This is a genomic window from Ideonella sp. P3_A4, from assembly GCF_056403075.1.
The window spans coordinates 1-2,025 of record NZ_JBFUGE010000876.1 but is presented as its reverse complement, the minus strand read 5'-3'; the positions used below and the strand labels follow the sequence as shown (position 1 = coordinate 2,025).

General features: G+C 65.8%; 1 protein-coding gene. It reads left to right on the top strand.

Features of this window, described 5'->3' with window-relative positions:
- Window positions 1-1,891: sodium-translocating pyrophosphatase (locus tag AC1DYI_RS33945; protein WP_477208507.1), on the top strand; the 1,891-nt coding region annotated here is incomplete at its 5' end.
- Window positions 1,892-2,025: the final 134 nt, after the last annotated feature.

Here is a 2,025-nt window from a genome sequence, read left to right as displayed (position 1 = left end):
TGTTCGCACCGCGCAGGCCGCAACAAACGGCATTGGCCCCGCGTTGGATGTCGCCTTCAAGGGCGGCGCGATCACCGGCATGCTGGTGGTCGGCCTGGGCCTCTTGGGCGTCGGTGGTTTCTTCTGGTTTCTGACCGGCGGTGACAACGTCGACTCGAACACGCTGAAGCCGCTGCTGGGCCTGGCCTTCGGCTCGTCGCTGATTTCGATCTTCGCGCGTCTGGGCGGCGGCATCTTCACCAAAGGCGCCGACGTGGGCGCCGACCTGGTGGGCAAGGTCGAAGCCGGCATCCCTGAAGACGACCCGCGCAACCCCGCGGTGATCGCAGACAACGTGGGCGACAACGTCGGCGACTGCGCCGGCATGGCGGCCGACCTGTTCGAGACCTACGCCGTGACGCYGATCGCCACGATGGCGCTCGGCGCGCTGATGGTCACGGGCGCCACCGTGAGTGCGGTGGTCTACCCGCTGCTGCTGGGTGGTGTGTCGATCATCGCGTCGATCGTCGGCTGCGCCTTCGTCAAGGCATCGCCGGGCATGAAGAACGTGATGCCGGCGCTCTACAAGGGCCTGATCGTCGCGGGCGTGCTGTCGCTGATCGCCTTCTACTTCGTCACCACGGCGATGTTCCCGGCACCGGTGGTCTTGAGCACCGGCGGCAGCATCACCGCGATGTCGTTGTTCGGCTCGTGCGTGATCGGCTTGGTGCTGACGGCGGCGATGGTGTGGATCACCGAGTTCTACACCGGCACGCAGTTCAGCCCGGTGAAGCACATCGCGCAAGCCTCTACCACCGGCCACGGCACGAACATCATCGCTGGCCTGGGCGTGAGCATGCGTTCGACGGCCTTCCCGGTGGTCTTCATCTGTGCCGCGATCTACGCGGCCTATGCCATGGGCGGCCTTTACGGCATCGCCATTGCAGCCACCTCGATGCTGAGCATGGCCGGCATCGTGGTGGCGCTGGACGCGTACGGCCCCATCACCGACAACGCCGGCGGCATTGCCGAGATGGCCGAGCTGCCCGACAGCGTGCGCGACATCACCGACCCGCTGGATGCCGTGGGCAACACCACGAAGGCGGTGACCAAGGGCTACGCGATCGGCTCTGCCGGCCTCGCCGCGCTGGTGCTGTTTGCCGACTACACCCATGCCCTCGAATCGCGTGGCATGCACCTGACCTTCGACCTGTCGGATCACAAGGTCATCGTCGGTCTGTTCATCGGTGGCCTGATCCCTTACCTCTTCGGCGCGATGGCGATGGAAGCGGTGGGTCGTGCAGCCGGTGCTGTGGTGGTGGAAGTGCGCAAGCAGTTCGCCGATGGCCAGATCATGGCCAACAAGCGCAAGCCTGACTACAGCGCGGCGGTCGACATGCTGACCACGGCGGCGATCAAGGAAATGATCGTGCCGTCGCTGCTGCCGGTGGTGGCGCCGATCGTGATCGGTCTGCTGCTCGGCCCGGCTGCCCTTGGCGGCCTGCTGATGGGCACGATCGTCACCGGCCTGTTCGTCGGCATCTCGATGTGCACCGGCGGTGGCGCCTGGGACAACGCGAAGAAGCTGATCGAAGAAGGCTTCACCGATGCTGACGGCAAGCTGCACAAGAAGGGCAGCGAAGCGCACAAGGCCGCTGTCACGGGCGACACCGTGGGCGACCCGTACAAGGACACCGCCGGCCCGGCCGTGAACCCGCTGATCAAGATCATCAACATCGTCGCGCTGTTGATCGTGCCTCTGCTGCCGATGACCGCCGGCTCTTCGGCCAGCATCAGCCACGAGGCCAAGCCTGCTGCCGTCACCGCCCCTGCGGCTGTGATGCCTGCTGCTTCGACGGAAGCCATTCCGGCTGCCCCGCCGACGGCTGCTTCTGCGGCCAGCGGCGGCTGAAGCTTTCTTCCTCCAAATCAAAGGCCGGCTTACACGCCGGCCTTTTTCATGTGCGCTGCCAAAGGCGCGTCGCAGGGCAGTTGGGCAAGCGCTGCGTGGCGAAGAAAGGGCATCCGCCCCGCCTCATGTTAGAC